This window comes from Streptomyces sp. NEAU-sy36, assembly GCF_013423905.1.
Taxonomy (GTDB): domain Bacteria; phylum Actinomycetota; class Actinomycetes; order Streptomycetales; family Streptomycetaceae; genus Streptomyces; species Streptomyces misionensis.
Genome location: NZ_CP058977.1, coordinates 2,361,966 through 2,375,415, shown reverse-complemented (window position 1 = coordinate 2,375,415; position 13,450 = coordinate 2,361,966). Strand labels below are relative to the sequence as shown.

Annotated in this window: 13 protein-coding genes and 1 riboswitch; of the genes, 2 read left to right on the top strand and 11 right to left on the bottom strand. The window is 73.6% G+C overall.

Annotated elements, in window-relative coordinates:
* Positions 1 to 21 precede the first annotated feature (21 nt).
* Complete coding sequence (locus HZZ00_RS10840) at positions 22 to 1,878, top strand: AAA family ATPase (RefSeq protein ID WP_180331973.1); 1,857 nt, start codon at positions 22 to 24, stop codon at positions 1,876 to 1,878.
* Positions 1,879 to 1,971: 93 nt separating this feature from the next.
* Here the strand turns inward: HZZ00_RS10840 and HZZ00_RS10835 are convergent, their stop codons facing one another.
* From HZZ00_RS10835 to HZZ00_RS10790, 10 genes are all read right to left on the bottom strand, one after another.
* The gene (locus HZZ00_RS10835) at positions 1,972 to 3,060 is read right to left on the bottom strand and encodes a hemolysin family protein (RefSeq protein ID WP_070030016.1); all 1,089 of its coding nucleotides are present in this window, start codon (positions 3,058 to 3,060) and stop codon (positions 1,972 to 1,974) included.
* Entirely contained in the window at positions 3,057 to 4,391 is a 1,335-nt protein-coding gene (locus HZZ00_RS10830) for a hemolysin family protein (RefSeq protein ID WP_180331972.1), read from the bottom strand. The genes HZZ00_RS10835 and HZZ00_RS10830 overlap by 4 nt, the downstream gene beginning before the upstream one ends.
* Positions 4,392 to 4,594: 203 nt before the next feature.
* Complete coding sequence (locus HZZ00_RS10825) at positions 4,595 to 5,050, bottom strand: PH domain-containing protein (RefSeq protein WP_070030018.1); 456 nt, start codon at positions 5,048 to 5,050, stop codon at positions 4,595 to 4,597.
* Positions 5,051 to 5,061: 11 nt separating this feature from the next.
* On the bottom strand, positions 5,062 to 5,910 hold the full coding sequence (hisG, locus tag HZZ00_RS10820; protein WP_070030019.1) for an ATP phosphoribosyltransferase: 849 nt from the start codon (positions 5,908 to 5,910) through the stop codon (positions 5,062 to 5,064).
* Between the two features lie 74 nt (positions 5,911 to 5,984).
* Positions 5,985 to 6,257 carry a phosphoribosyl-ATP diphosphatase gene (locus tag HZZ00_RS10815; RefSeq protein WP_070030020.1) on the bottom strand — a complete coding sequence of 91 codons (273 nt, stop codon included), beginning with the start codon at positions 6,255 to 6,257 and terminating at the stop codon, positions 5,985 to 5,987.
* Between the two features lie 34 nt (positions 6,258 to 6,291).
* Positions 6,292 to 6,777 carry a 6,7-dimethyl-8-ribityllumazine synthase gene (ribH, locus tag HZZ00_RS10810; RefSeq protein ID WP_070030021.1) on the bottom strand — a complete coding sequence of 162 codons (486 nt, stop codon included), beginning with the start codon at positions 6,775 to 6,777 and terminating at the stop codon, positions 6,292 to 6,294.
* A 42-nt stretch (positions 6,778 to 6,819) separates the two neighbouring features.
* Positions 6,820 to 8,136 carry a bifunctional 3,4-dihydroxy-2-butanone-4-phosphate synthase/GTP cyclohydrolase II gene (locus HZZ00_RS10805; RefSeq protein ID WP_180331971.1) on the bottom strand — a complete coding sequence of 439 codons (1,317 nt, stop codon included), beginning with the start codon at positions 8,134 to 8,136 and terminating at the stop codon, positions 6,820 to 6,822.
* Positions 8,133 to 8,774: a nicotinamide mononucleotide transporter family protein gene (locus tag HZZ00_RS10800; RefSeq protein ID WP_180331970.1), complete on the bottom strand. Its 642-nt coding sequence runs from the start codon at positions 8,772 to 8,774 to the stop codon at positions 8,133 to 8,135. The genes HZZ00_RS10805 and HZZ00_RS10800 overlap by 4 nt, the downstream gene beginning before the upstream one ends.
* Positions 8,771 to 9,376, bottom strand: coding sequence for a riboflavin synthase (locus tag HZZ00_RS10795; RefSeq protein ID WP_180331969.1), 606 nt, complete (start codon positions 9,374 to 9,376; stop codon positions 8,771 to 8,773). The genes HZZ00_RS10800 and HZZ00_RS10795 overlap by 4 nt, the downstream gene beginning before the upstream one ends.
* 157 nt (positions 9,377 to 9,533) lie before the next feature.
* A riboswitch (FMN riboswitch) is annotated at positions 9,534 to 9,664 on the bottom strand.
* Between the two features lie 527 nt (positions 9,665 to 10,191).
* Positions 10,192 to 11,682, bottom strand: coding sequence for an ROK family transcriptional regulator (locus tag HZZ00_RS10790; RefSeq protein ID WP_180331968.1), 1,491 nt, complete (start codon positions 11,680 to 11,682; stop codon positions 10,192 to 10,194).
* A gap of 133 nt (positions 11,683 to 11,815) precedes the next feature.
* On the opposite strand from HZZ00_RS10790, the gene HZZ00_RS10785 reads away from it, so the two are divergent.
* On the top strand, positions 11,816 to 13,018 hold the full coding sequence (locus HZZ00_RS10785) for an MFS transporter (RefSeq protein WP_180331967.1): 1,203 nt from the start codon (positions 11,816 to 11,818) through the stop codon (positions 13,016 to 13,018).
* Here the strand turns inward: HZZ00_RS10785 and HZZ00_RS10780 are convergent.
* Positions 12,978 to 13,436, bottom strand: coding sequence for a thioesterase family protein (locus tag HZZ00_RS10780; protein ID WP_180331966.1), 459 nt, complete (start codon positions 13,434 to 13,436; stop codon positions 12,978 to 12,980). The genes HZZ00_RS10785 and HZZ00_RS10780 overlap by 41 nt on opposite strands.
* Between the last annotated feature and the right edge of the window lie 14 nt (positions 13,437 to 13,450).

Here is a 13,450-nt window from a genome sequence, read left to right as displayed (position 1 = left end):
GCACGGTCTGTGGGGGACGTGATGGACTTCGGCACGCAGGGCCCCGAGGCCCCGGCCGACCTCGCCTGGCTGCGCGGGGTCGACGCCTACACGATGGGTGCCTATCCGCAGGCGGAGGAGGAGTTCCGGGCCGCGGTGCGGATGGACCCGGGCATGGCGGACGGCTGGCTCGGGCTGCACGCGCTCCGGGTCGACACCACCACCGCGCTGCTGCGGATGTTCCGGCACCGCGAGCGCTTCGGGGAACAGCGCGCCCGCCATCGCAGATCGCTCAACTCCTGGTACTGGCTGGGCTGGTGGGTGCAGCCGGTGCTGGAGAACCCGCGTGATCTGCTGCTCGCCCACGCCTCGCACTGGCTGGACGGCCGGCACGTGCCCGAGCTGGACCGGGCGCTGGCCGGGCTGCCGCCGGTCGACACCGACCCGCAGGTCCGCTTCCTGCACGCCTGCCGCGCCTATCTGGTCAAGGACTGGGAGCAGCTGGTCCGCCACACCGATCCGCTGCTGGACGACGCGCTGCTCGGCATCGAGGCCGGGCTGTTCGGCGGCATGGCCCGGGTCCGGCTGGAGATGTACGGCCAGGCCGAGCCGCTGCTGTCGGCGGCGCTGATGCGCTGCCGCAGCGAACAGCCGCAGCGCAAGGAGCTGCGCTACTGGCTGGCGCGGGCGCACGAGGGCACCGGCCGCTCCGCCGCCGCGCTCCCCCTGTACCGCGCGGTGCACCGGGTGGACCCCGCCTTCATGGACACCTCCGCGCGGCTCGCGGCGATCGCCGAGGGGGACGGGTACGACGACGCGGCCGACCTCGCCGCGATCACGCTGACCGGCACGGACACCGTGGACGGGCCGGACGGCTTCGACCCGCTGTTCGGCACCGAGGGGCGGGATCTGCGGCTGCCCGAGCCGGAGCTGCCGACCGGGCCGCTGCCGTCGGTGGCCGGCCCCGTGGTCCGCGACCGGACCGGGGGCACCGGCTCGCCGATACCCACCGGACCGACCGACCCCGCCCTGCTCGAACAGGCGCTCGCCGAGCTGGAGCGGATGGTGGGGCTCGAACCGGTCAAGCGCCAGGTGAAGGCGCTGTCCGCGCAGTTGAACATGGCGCGGCTGCGGGCCGGGCAGGGGCTGCCGGTGCAGCCGCCGAAACGGCACTTCGTCTTCTCCGGTCCGTCCGGGACCGGCAAGACCACGGTGGCGCGCATCCTCGGCCGGGTCTTCTACGCCCTCGGCCTGCTCGGCGGGGACCACCTGGTGGAGGCGCAGCGGGCCGATCTGGTCGGCGAGTACCTCGGACAGACCGCCGTGAAGGCCAATGAGCTGATCGACTCCGCGATCGGCGGGGTGCTGTTCGTGGACGAGGCGTACTCGCTCTCCAACTCCGGGTACGGCAAGGGGGACGCGTACGGGGACGAGGCCCTGCAGGTGCTGCTGAAGCGGGCCGAGGACAACCGGGACCACCTGGTGGTGATCCTCGCCGGGTACCCCGAGGGGATGGACCGGCTGCTCGCCGCGAACCCGGGGTTGTCGTCCCGGTTCACCACCCGTGTCGACTTCCCCTCCTACCGGCCGGCGGAACTCACCGAGATCGGGAAGGTGCTGGCCGGGGAGAACGGCGACCTGTGGGACGAGGAGGCGCTGGAGGAGCTGCGGTCGATCGCCGGGCACGTGGTGGAGCAGGGGTGGATCGACGAGCTGGGGAACGGACGGTTCCTGCGCACCCTGTACGAGAAGAGCTGCGCCTACCGGGATCTGCGGTTGTCGACGTACGCGGGGGCGCTGTCGCGCGAGGACCTCGCGACACTGCGGCTGGCCGATCTGATGCAGGCGTACGGGGAGGTGCTGTCGGGCCGGGGGCCGCAGGATCCGTCGGCGGGGTAGGTACGGCCCGCACCCGGGTGGGGCGCGGGGAGCCGGGCGGTCCGCCCGGCTCCCCGCGCCGCCTCCGCCGGGGTCCGGTCCGAAGGAGAGACCCTAGGTGGCGAGCGCCTGCTCCGGCTCCCCGCTCACCCTCGGCTCGGTCAGCCGCATGTCGGCGATCTCCCGGTGAGCCGGGTCGCGGACCTCGCCCACCAGCATCTCCAGGACGTCCTCCAGGGCCACCAGCCCCAGGACCTTGCCGGACGCGTCGGCCACCTGGGCCAGGTGCGTGGCGGCGCGGCGCATGACCGTGAGGGCGTCGTCCAGGGGGAGTTCGGCCCGCAGGGTGGTCATGGGGATCCAGACGTTCTGGGGCACCGCGCGCTCGGAGTCCTCCAGGTCGAGGACGTCCTTCACGTGGACGTACCCCATGAACGCGCCCTTCTCGGTCGCCGCGACCGGGAAGCGGGAGTAGCCGGTGCGCGCGGTCAGCCGGACGATCTCGCCGGGGGTGACCGCCGGGGTCACCGTGACCAGGGACTCGCGGGGCAGCAGGACGTCCGTCACCGGGCGGGAGCCCAGTTCCAGCGCGTCCTCCAGGCGTTCGCGCTCCTCCGGGTCGAGGAGGCCGGCCTCGCCGGAGTCCTCCAGGAGCCGGTTGAGCTGCTCGCTGGTGACGACCGCCTCGACCTCGTCCTTGGGCTCCACCCGGAACAGCCGCAGCACGGCCTGGGCGACGGCGCCCAGGGACACGGTGATCGGCTTGCACACACGGGCGAACCAGACCAGTCCGGGGCTGAGCCACAGCGCCGCCTTCTCGGGCGCCGCCATGGCGAGGTTCTTCGGCACCATCTCGCCGATGACCAGGTGGAAGAAGACCACCCCGGCCAGGGCGATGACATAGCCCAGCGGATGGATCACGCCGTCGGGGAGGTGGACCGCCTCGAACAGCGGCTCCAGCAGGTGCGCCACGGTCGGTTCGGCGACCGCGCCGAGGGTCAGCGAGCAGACGGTGATGCCGAACTGCGCGGCGGCCATCATCTGGGGCAGCCGCTGAAGGCCGTACAGCACCTGGCGGGCCCGCGCGGTGCCGAGCGGTTCGATCTGGCTGCGGCGCACGGAGACGAGCGCGAACTCGGCGCCGACGAAGAAGCCGTTGGCGAGCACGAGCAGCGCGGCGAAGAACAGCTGGAACACGCTCATCGGACGGCCTCCGCGATGTTCGCCGCCGGGGCCGTCCTGACCAGGCGGACCCGCTCGGCGCGGTAGTGGCCGACCTGGCGGACCGCGAGCCGCCAGCCGGGCAGCTCGGCCCGGTCGCCGGGGGCCGGGATCCGGCCGAGCAGGTCGGCGACCAGCCCGGCGACGGTCTCGTAGGGCCCCTCGGGCACGTCGAGGCCTATCCGCTTGAGGATGTCGACCCGGCAGCTGCCGGCCACGTCCCAGGCGGGCCTGCCGTCCTCGGGCGGGGCGACGGCCAGTTCGGGCACGTCCTTGGCGTCGTGCTCGTCGCGGACCTCGCCGACCAGTTCCTCGACGATGTCCTCCAGGGTGACCACGCCCGCGGTGCCGCCGTACTCGTCCACCACGACCGCGATGGGCTGCTCGCTGCGCAGCCGGGCCAGCAGGGGCTGCACCGGCAGGGTTTCGGGGACCAGCAGCGCCGGACGGGCGATCCGGCCGACGGGGGTGCGCAGCCGGTCGTGCGCCGGGACGGCGAGCGCGTCCTTGAGGTGGGCCATGCCGACGACCTCGTCGATCTTCTCCCGGTAGACGGGGAAGCGGGACAGTCCGGTGGCCCGGGTGAGGTTGACCACGTCCTCGGCGGTGGCCGAGTCCTGGAGCGCGCTGACCTTCACCCGGGGGGTCATCACGTGCTGTGCGGTCAGTTCGCCCAGCGACAGGGTGCGCACGAACAGGTCGGCCGTGTCCTGCTCCAGGGCGCCGGCCTGTGCGGAGTGCCGGGCGAGCGAGACCAGTTCGCCCGGGGTGCGCGCGGAGGCCAGCTCCTCGGCGGGTTCGACGCCGAGGGCGCGGACCAGCCGGTTGGCGACCGTGTTGAGCGCGGCGATCACCGGCCGGAACAGCCGGGAGAAGCGGTGCTGGGGGCCCGCGACGAAGCGGGCGACCTGGAGCGGGCGGGACACCGCCCAGTTCTTGGGCACGAGTTCGCCGATCACCATCTGGATCGCGGAGGCCAGCAGCATGCCGACGACCACGGCGGTGCCGGAGGCGGCGCCGCCGGGCAGGCCGAGGGCGGCGAACGGGCCGCGCAGCAGCCGTCCCAGGGCCGGTTCGGCGAGCATGCCGACGACCAGGGAGGTGATGGTGATGCCGAGCTGGGTGCCGGAGAGCTGGAAGGACAGGTGCCTCAGCGACTCCACGACGGTACGCGCGCGCTTGTCGCCGTCGGCCGCGGCCTTCTCGGCCTCGGGGCGTTCCACGGTCACCAGGCCGAACTCGGCCGCCACGAAGAATCCGTTGGCGAGAATCAGCAGGAACGCGGCTGCGAGGAGCAGCAGGGGGGTGGTCACGATGCCGCCGCCTTCCCGGTATGTCGGGTGGGGGCGGCGCAGGTACTACAGGACGATCCGTCCATCGCCGGAGGGATTCACTCCTCGGGTAGCAGGAACCCCCGGCACCGGGCGGCGCACAGGGGCGGAGGCGCTTCGGCGCGGCCTCCGCCCACCAGATTAATCAAGACGGGGGCCGGGCGGGCAGGGTGGGCGGCCCCGAGTCAGCCCTGATCTTCCCCGAGGCGGGCGGCGGAGCGGGCCTCGGCGAGCGCCCGCAGCGCCCTGGCGTCGGCGATCGCGCGCTGCTTGGCGAGGCCCGGCTGGATGCCGAGCGCGGGCAGGCTGGTGCCGTCGCTGAGGTTGAGGAACACCCAGGGATCGCCCGGACGGAGGTTCACCTGAAGGATCTCCGCCCAGTCCAGACGGCGCGTGCCGGCGATGTTGACGACGGTGACGCCCTGCTCGTCGGCGACGACCTTCACCCGGGCCAGCTTGGCCAGCACCCAGAAGATCAGCGCCCCGGTGACCACGAAGCTCAGCCGCTCCCCCGGGCCGAGCCCCTCCAGCAGCACGGCGATCCCCGATATGGTCAGGAAGATCACCACGCCGGCGGTGAGCAGGATGGCCCGGGTGTGGCCCGGCCGGAAGGTGACGGGGAGGGTGGGCAGCTCGGACATCGGTGTACTCATCAAAGGCGGCAGGCGTGGATGGCCGTGGTCAGGATGGCGCGGGCGCCGATGGCGTAGAGGTCGTCCATGATCCGCTGCGCGTCCTTGGCGGGGACCATGGCGCGGACCGCGACCCAGCCCTCGTTGTGCAGCGGGGAGACGGTCGGGGACTCCAGGCCGGGGGTGAGGGCGACCGCCTTCTCCAGCTGCTCGACCCGGCAGTCGTAGTCCATCATCACGTACGTGCGGGCCACGAGGACGCCCTGGAGGCGGCGCAGGAACTGCTGCACCTTGGGTTCCTCGGTGTCCGCGCCGGTACGGCGGATCACGATCGCCTCGGACTTCATGATCGGCTCGCCGAAGACCTCCAGGCCCGCGTTGCGCAGGCTGGTGCCGGTCTCCACGACGTCGGCGATGACCTCGGCGACGCCCAGCTCGATCGCGGTCTCCACGGCGCCGTCGAGGTGCACCACGGAGGCGTCGACGCCGCTGTCGGCGAGGTGCCGGGCGACGATCCCCTCGTAGGAGGTGGCGACGGTGCGGCCCTTGAGGTCCTCGACGCCGCTCGCGGTGCCGGGCTTGCCGGCGAAGCGGAAGGTGGAGCGGGCGAAGCCCAGCGGCAGGATCTCCTCGGCGTCGGCGCCGGAGTCGACCAGCAGGTCACGGCCGGTGATGCCGATGTCCAGGCGGCCGGAGGAGACGTAGATCGCGATGTCGCGGGGGCGGAGGTAGAAGAACTCGACCTCGTTGCCCGGGTCGACGATCCGCAGTTCCTTGGACTCGCGGCGCTGCCGGTAGCCGGCCTCATGCAGCATGTCCGCCGCAGGGCCGGACAGGGAACCCTTGTTGGGGACGGCGATGCGCAGCATGAGGTCGGCTTCCTTTGCGTGAAGGGGTTTCCGGGGGGCGCCGCGGGGCTCCGCGGCGGGGTACGGCGGGTCGGTCAGAGGTGGGCGTAGACGTCGTCCAGGGAGATCCCGCGGGCGACCATCATCACCTGGACGTGGTACAGCAGCTGCGAGATCTCCTCGGCGGCCGCCTCCTTGCCCTCGTACTCGGCGGCCATCCAGACCTCGGCGGCCTCTTCGACGACCTTCTTGCCGATGGCATGGACCCCCTTGCCGACCAGCTCTGCGGTGCGGGAGGTGGCGGGATCGCCTTGGGCGGCCTTGTGCTGGAGCTCGGCGAAGAGCTCCTCGAACGTCTTCTTGGACATGGTGGTCCTTACCCTACGCGCTCCGGCCGGTGCCTCAGTGCCAGGGTTCGGATACCGAACGCAGCGTGGCCGCGGTGGACACCGCCGCGATCACCGCCTCGTGGCCCTTGTCCTCGGTGGACCCCTCGATGCCGGCCCGGTCCAGGGCCTGCTCCTCGGTGTCACAGGTGAGCACGCCGAAGCCGACGGGGACGCCGGTCTCGACGGAGACCTGGGTGAGGCCCGCGGTGACGCCCTGGCACACGTAGTCGAAGTGCGGGGTGCCGCCGCGGATGACGACGCCGAGGGCGACCACCGCGTCGTAGCCCCGTCCGGCGAGCACCTTGGCGGCCACCGGCAGCTCGAAGCTGCCGGGCACCCGGATCAGGGTCGGCTCGTCGATCCCCAGGTCGCCCAGGGCGCGCAGGGCGCCGTTCACCAGGCCGTCCATCACCTTCTCGTGCCACTGCGCCGCGATGACGGCGACCCGGAGGTCGCTCACGTTGCGTACGGACAGTTCCGGTGCACCCTTGCCGCTCACGTCTCTCCTCGTTGCGTTCTTGCTCGCCGGCTCGCCGGCCTGTTACTGGTTGGGGCAGGTGGCCGCGGGGGCTGCCTGGGCGGGCGCCGGCACGGCCGGGGCGTCCAGCCAGGGCAGGTCGTGGCCCATGCGGTCGCGCTTGGTGCGCAGGTAGCGCAGGTTGTGCTCGCCCGCCTGGACGGGCATCGGCTCGCGGCCGGTGACCTTCAGGCCGTGGCGCTCCAGCGCCTCGGACTTGTCGGGGTTGTTGGTCATCAGCCGGACGCTGCGCACGCCGAGGTCGGCGAGGATTTGGGCGCCCGCCCCGTAGTCGCGGGCGTCGGCGGGCAGGCCGAGTTCCAGGTTGGCGTCGAGGGTGTCGCGGCCCTGTTCCTGGAGTTCGTAGGCGCGCAGCTTGGACAGCAGGCCGATGCCGCGGCCCTCGTGTCCGCGCAGGTAGACGACCACGCCCCGGCCCTCTTCCTGGATGCGCGCGAGGGAGGCGTCCAGCTGGGGGCCGCAGTCGCAGCGCAGGGAGCCGAAGACGTCCCCGGTGAGGCATTCGGAGTGGACGCGGACGAGGACGTCCTCGCCGGTGCCGATGTCGCCGTGGACGAGGGCGACGTGTTCGACGCCGTCGAGGGTGGAGCGGTAGCCGTGGGCCGTGAAGGTGCCGTGCCGGGTGGGCAGCCGGGTCTCGGCCTCGTGGCGGACGGTGGGTTCGGTGCCCCGGCGGTGGGCGATCAGGTCCTCGATGGAGATGATCGTCAGGCCGTGCTTGCGGGCGAACGGGATCAGCTCGGGCAGCCGCAGCATCCGGCCGTCCTCGCCCGCGATCTCCACGATGGCGCCGGCCGGGCGCAGCCCGGCGAGCCGGGCGAGGTCGACGGCGGCCTCGGTGTGACCGTTGCGCTCCAGGACCCCGCCGGAGCGGGCGCGCAGCGGGAAGACGTGGCCGGGGCGGACGAAGTCGACGGGCTCGGCGGTGCCGCCCGCGAGCAGCCTCAGCGTGGTGGCGCGGTCGGCGGCGGAGATGCCGGTGGTCACGCCGTGCGCGGCGGAGGCGTCCACGGAGACGGTGAAGGCGGTCCGCATGGACTCGGTGTTGTCCTCGACCATCTGCGGCAGCCGCAGCCGGTCGAGTTCGGCGCTCTCCATGGGGGCGCAGATCAGCCCCCGGCACTCGCTCATCATGAAGGCGACGATCTCGGGGGTCACCTTCTCGGCGGCCATGACGAGGTCGCCCTCGTTCTCCCGGTCCTCGTCGTCCACGACGACCACGGGCCGGCCGGCGGCGATGTCGGCGATGGCCTGTTCGACCGGGTCGAGCGCGAAGTCCTCCGCCGGGAAGGGGTCGTAGAGGGGGGTGGCCGGGCTCATGCCGGTGCTCCTTCCAGAACGGGCCGCGTGCTCTTGCGCGAGCGCAGCCACCAGTCGCGCATGCCCCACAGGACGAGCGCGCCGTAGATGACGTAGACGAAGCCGGAGAAGGCGTAGCCGTTGGCGAAGTTGAGGGGGACGCCGACGAGGTCGACGAGCAGCCAGGCGAACCAGAACTCGACCATGCCCTTGGCCTGGGCGTACATCGCGACGACGGTGCCGACGAAGATGTAGGCGTCCGGCCAGGGGTCCCAGGACAGCTCCGGGAACGCGGTGAACAGCAGGGCGACGGCGACGGTGCCGACGGCGGCGGCGCCGACGAGGGCGGCCCGCTCGCGCCAGGTGGCGAACCGGGGGGAGATGTGGCCGTCGCCGGCGCCGCCCCGGCCGCGGTTCCACTGCCAGAAGCCGTAGAGGGCGACCGCCATGACGACGGCCTGCTTGCCGGCGCTGCCGGTCAGGTGGCCGTAGAACGCGGCGAAGAGGACGAGGCCGGAGACGAACTGCACCGGCCAGCTCCACAGGGAGCGGCGCCAGCCGAAGGCGAGGCCGATCAGGCCGAGGATGTTGCCGATCATGTCGGACCACAGGATGTGCTGTCCGAACAGGGTGAACGCCTCGGAGTTGAGCGAGTTCACCGGCCGGCCTCCCGTCCGGCCGCGAGCAGCCGCTCGACGTACTTGGCGATGACGTCCACCTCGAGGTTGACCGGGTCGCCGGGCTGCTTCACACCGAGGGTGGTCAGGGCGAGGGTGGTGGGGATGAGGCTGACGGTGAAGTGGTCGGGGCCCGCGTCCACCACGGTGAGGCTGATGCCGTCGACGGTGATGGAGCCCTTCTCGACCACGTAGCGGGCGAGGTCCGCGGGGAGCGAGATCTTGACGATCTCCCAGTTCTCGGAGACCTTGCGCTCCAGCACCTCACCGGTGCCGTCGACATGGCCCTGGACGATGTGGCCGCCGAGGCGGGCGCCGACGGCGGTGGGGCGTTCGAGGTTGACGCGGGAGCCGACGGCGAGCGCGCCCAGGCTGGAGCGGTTCAGCGTCTCGGCCATGACGTCGGCGGTGAACTCGTCGCCCTCGTGGTCGACGACGGTGAGGCAGACTCCGTTCACGGCGATGGAGTCGCCGTGCCGGGCGCCCTCGGTGACGACGGGGCCGCGGAGCCGGAAACGGGAGGCGTCGCCGAGATTCTCGACGGCGGTGACTTCACCCAGCTCTTCGACGATTCCGGTGAACACTTCCCGGGTCCTCCTGCCTCTTGGCACGGACTCCGGGGCCTGTCGAAGACGACAGAATCTACGGGTGAGCACACATCGGGGCGTCGCCGAAAAAGACCCGCCCGCATGCGGACGAGACCTGAGACGGCGGCGCGCACACGTGACGCGTGCCCGCCCGCCGCGCACTGCCTCCCATCCGGACTTTAACCGTCGGTCCAGGAATTTCACCTGGTCAACCGGTCGCTGGAGGCGACCGGGTCGCGGACTGTAACCGCCGGTTCGGACTTTCACCGACCCCGGAGTGCGCTGCTTCTGGTACACGGCCAGTGTGCCACGCCCGGCGCCCGCCCCGACAGGGGGAGCGTGTGGGCTCGCTCACAGTGCGTGCTCCCGGACTTGCGCGGGACGGCACGCTCCCTCAAGTCCCCTGCTCGCCGCCCGGGTTGACGACGCCTTCCCCATTGACCGTAATGGTCTAGTCCTTTTAGGGTGCGGGCGGGCCCGGCGGCGGTGACGACGGCCCTTGCCCGCCGCCGGGCCGTCAGGGCGCGGAGCGCGTCACTCCCGTCCGCCGCCCCGTCTCCCCCGCACGGCGCCCCGACCCGGGGCGCCCGGTCCGGAGGGACGAACGGGCATGCCACGTCACCGGTGCCGCCGCTGCCCGCCGGGGCCACCGACCGGCCGCTGGAGGTGGCCGAAGCGGCGGACCGGCCGGCCGCGTCGGCGCTCGCGGCACCGGCGGGACGTACCGGGCCTGTCGTCCGGTGCCGGAACGGGCCGTCGACAAGGGGGCGTTCGAGGCGTACCTGGCGCGGCGGTCCGGGTGCGGGGCGCCGTCACGGGCGGGACGGCGCCCCGCTCCACAGTTCGTCCTGGGCCCGGTCGCGGGCCGTCAGCAGCGCGCCGCGCAGTACGGCGGAGCCGCCGAGCCCGCCGGCGCGGACCTCGGTGGACAGGGGCGACAACCGGGCGAGCCGCTCGGCCACGAGCCCGGCGAGCACCTCTCCCCCGGCCCGCCCGACCTCCCCGCCGAGCACCACGCAGCCGGGATCCAGCACGGCGACGACGGAGGCGGCACCCACGGCGACGCCGTCGGCCAGGGCGGCCAGGAAGCGCGCACCGGCACCACCGGCCCTCGCCGGCCGCCGGTCCGGCGACACCGAGGGGGCGCCCTCCGGCTTCGTGCCGCCGGACGCCAGGCCCCGGCCTCCCGCCCCGCCGGACGCCAGGCCCCGGCCTCCCGCCCCGCCGGAGGCCCGACCGGCCACGCCCTCCCCCGGCACGGGCCCGTCCTCCGCCGCCGGGGAGCCCGTCCCCGGCCCCGGCACCTGGCCCCCGCCCGGAACCGGCGCCCCCCGCCCCGCCGACGCCTCCCCCGGCCACTTCGCCGCGCCCGCCTCGTCCACGGCCGGCGCTTCCGCCGCCGACGCGCTCTCCACCGCCCCGCGCACCACCCACGCCGCGCCCGGGCCGTCGCCCACGGCCGGTGTCGGCAGTCCGTGGGCGGCCGCCAGGGACAGGACGGCCGCGGCGCCCGCCAGGGCGTGGAAGCCGCCCGCGCAGTCGGTGGCGGAGGGCAGGCCGGACGTGCCGGGGACCGGGAGGAAGCCGATCTCGCCGGCGCCCCCGGAGGCGCCGCGGCGCAGGACGCCGTCGAGGACGACCGCCGCGCCGGTGCCGTGTCCGAGCCAGAGCAGGACGAAGGTGTCCCGGTCGCGGGCGGCGCCCTCGCGCTGCTCGGCCAGCGCGGCGAGGTTGGTCTCGTTCTCCACCGTGATCCGGGCCCCGGGCAGCCGTTCCTTGAGGGCGGCGGCCAGGCTGCGGTGCCAGGCCGGCAGGCCCGCGGAGTCGCGGAGGTCGCCGGTGGCCGGGTCGATGAGGCCCGGCGCGCCGATGCCGACGGTGTGCAGCCGCTCCGCCCCCGCCTCCTTGGCCGCCCGCTCCACCGCGGCCACCACCAGTTCCACGGCGGGCCCGGTCCCCGCGCCCCGGTCGACCGGCACGGACGCCTCCGCGAGCACCCGCCCCACCAGGTCGGCGACCAGCACGACGACCCCGTCGGTGCGCACGTCGAGCGCGGCCAGGAAGGCGCCGTCGGCGGCGATGCCGTAGAGCCGGGCGTTGGGCCCCCGGCGGGCCGCGCCGGACTCGCCGACGACCCTGATCAGTCCGGCGGCGGTGAGCCGCTCGACGAGGTCCGCGACCGTCGGCCGGGACAGCCCCGTCAGCTGTTTCAGCTGCCCCGCCGTCAGCGGGCCTCGCTCCTGCAAGAGCCCCAGGGCCAGCCGGTCGTTGATGGCCCTCGCGGTGCTGGGTGATGCGGGCATGGCGGGAATCCTCCCAGATCGGTTCCAGATCGGTTCCACGGGCCGGACGCCGGGGCGCGGCGCGATAAGAACTATCTATCAGGCAGGGTCCCTGATAATTTACGCCCGACGACATCCGGGGAGGAGCACAGACATGAGTGACAAGGGCGAGGTGCGGCGCGCCCGGTACGCCGTGGCGGCCGTGTTCGCCGTGCACGGCGCCGTGACCGGCTCCTTCGCGACCCGCGTGCCCTGGGTCCAGGACCACGCCTCGCTCAGCGCGGGCCGGCTGGGCTTCGCGCTGGCCTTCACCGCGCTCGGCGCCTCGTGCGCGATGCCGGTGGCGGGCCGGATCACCCACCGCTTCGGCAGCCGTACGGCCCTGCGCGGGCTGCTCGCGCTGTGGACGCTCTCGCTGATCCTGCCGTCCCTGGCGCCGAACCTGCCCACCCTGTGCCTGGCGATGTTCACCTACGGCGCCTGCGCGGGCATGGCGGACGTGGCGATGAACGCGCTCGGGGTCGAGGTCGAACGGCGGCTCGGCAAGTCGATCATGTCGGGGCTGCACGGCATGTGGAGCGCGGGCGCGCTCACCGGCTCGGCGGCCGGCACGCTCGCCGCCCACCTCGGTGCGGACGCGCGCACCCACTTCCTGCTGGCCTCGGCCGTCCTCACGGTGCTCGGCCTGCTCGCCTGCTCCTGGGTGCTGGACATCCAGCCCGCCGAGGACGAGGAGCCGCCGCCGCGGTTCGCGCTGCCGCCCCGCTCCGCGCTGCTGATCGGCATGGTCGGCTTCTGCGCGGTGTTCGCGGAGGGGGCGAGCCTGGACTGGTCGGCGGTGTTCCTGCGCGACCGGCTGGACAGCTCGGCCGCGCTGGCGGCGGCGTCCACCACCGGGTTCATGCTCACGATGGCCGTGGCCAGGATCGCCGGCGACGCGGTGGTGAACCGGTTCGGCGCGGTGCGTACGGTCCGCGCCGGCGGCGTCCTCGCGGTGCTCGGCGGGCTGCTGGTGGTGGTCGCCGGGCAGCCGGCGGTGGCGATGGGCGGCTTCGCCCTGATGGGGCTCGGCATCGCGGTGGTCGTGCCGCTGTGCTTCGCCGCCGCCGGACACGCGGGACCCAACCCCAGCCAGGCCATCGCGGGTGTGGCGACCATCACCTACACCTCGGGGCTCGTCGCGCCAAGCCTGATCGGCGGGGTGGCCCAGGCGACCAGCCTGGTGGTCTCGTTCGGCGTGGTGACGGCGCTGGCGTGCGGGCTCGCGCTGTGCGCGGGAGTGCTGCGCACCGCCGAGCGCGGGCCCGCGCGGGAGGTCAGTCCGCGGGCCGCAGCAGCTCCCGGGCAACGGCCCTGAAGCCCTCGCTCCAGGGCGCCGGGCGCAGGGTCGCCGCGTCCAGCCGGACCAGCACCCGGGCACCCCGGGCGTAGGTCTCGGCGCCGTCGGCCGAGCAGAAGCGGAAGCCGTAGGTCAGCCCGGTGGTGCCGAGCCGGTCCAGCCACAGGTGCACCGCGTAGCGGCCGGGGCGCGTGACCGGCGCCTCATAGCCGATGCGCAGCTCGCGCACCGCGTTGCAGGCGTCCCCGGCCGCCACCCAGTCGCCGTCGAAACGGATGCCGTGCTCGTGCCACAGCTCGGTCCAGGCGCGCTCGACCAGCAGCGGGTAGCGGGCGTTGTGCAGCAGTCCGAGCGCGTCGAGGTCGTCGAAATGGACGGTGACGGGGACCAGCCGGCCGTAGGAGACGGCGGGGGCGGGGGTGGCTTCGACGGTCACGGGTGGAGCTCCTG

What these genes read in the sequence shown, in the direction of transcription:
- hisG (WP_070030019.1), bottom strand. Translation starts at nt 5,910, where the DNA reads ATGCTGCGCATCGCCGTCCCCAACAAGGGTTCCCTGTCCGGCCCTGCG.
- HZZ00_RS10785 (WP_180331967.1), top strand. Translation starts at nt 11,816, where the DNA reads ATGAGTGACAAGGGCGAGGTGCGGCGCGCCCGGTACGCCGTGGCGGCC.
- HZZ00_RS10840 (WP_180331973.1), top strand. Translation starts at nt 22, where the DNA reads ATGGACTTCGGCACGCAGGGCCCCGAGGCCCCGGCCGACCTCGCCTGG.
- HZZ00_RS10790 (WP_180331968.1), bottom strand. Translation starts at nt 11,682, where the DNA reads ATGCCCGCATCACCCAGCACCGCGAGGGCCATCAACGACCGGCTGGCC.
- HZZ00_RS10825 (WP_070030018.1), bottom strand. Translation starts at nt 5,050, where the DNA reads ATGTCCGAGCTGCCCACCCTCCCCGTCACCTTCCGGCCGGGCCACACC.
- HZZ00_RS10815 (WP_070030020.1), bottom strand. Translation starts at nt 6,257, where the DNA reads ATGTCCAAGAAGACGTTCGAGGAGCTCTTCGCCGAGCTCCAGCACAAG.
- HZZ00_RS10805 (WP_180331971.1), bottom strand. Translation starts at nt 8,136, where the DNA reads ATGAGCCCGGCCACCCCCCTCTACGACCCCTTCCCGGCGGAGGACTTC.
- HZZ00_RS10835 (WP_070030016.1), bottom strand. Translation starts at nt 3,060, where the DNA reads ATGAGCGTGTTCCAGCTGTTCTTCGCCGCGCTGCTCGTGCTCGCCAAC.